The organism is Roseococcus thiosulfatophilus, from assembly GCF_017311575.1.
In the GTDB taxonomy this organism is placed as follows: Bacteria; Pseudomonadota; Alphaproteobacteria; order Acetobacterales; family Acetobacteraceae; genus Roseococcus; species Roseococcus thiosulfatophilus.
This window is the reverse complement of record NZ_JAFFQY010000059.1, coordinates 1-270: the sequence shown is the minus strand read 5'-3', so window position 1 is coordinate 270 and position 270 is coordinate 1. Positions and strand designations below refer to the sequence as shown.

The 270-nt window shown below is 34.1% G+C and carries 1 protein-coding gene; it reads left to right on the top strand.

Annotated elements, in window-relative coordinates:
- Nucleotides 1–74: 74 nt before the first annotated feature.
- Nucleotides 75–270: hypothetical protein (locus JTN19_RS15780; protein WP_206934587.1), on the top strand; the 196-nt coding region annotated here is incomplete at its 3' end.

Below are 270 nucleotides of genomic sequence, written 5' to 3'. Positions count from 1 at the left end.
CTAGATCAGCTAGGTTACTGTACTGACAATTACTAAGGCACGGAGGAGAAATCATGAATAATATTAGATCAAAAATGGCAGATATTCTTTTTCCAGAAGGAAAAAGACGAGAAAATCGAGCAAAACGTTCACGTATTCAATTTATTCATTATACTTCAGCAGCAACGGGAATAAAAATCCTTCAAAATCGAGAGATTTGGACCCGCAACACTAGCTTAATGAATGATATAACAGAAATAGAACATTCAATTAAATATTTCGAGGATTTGG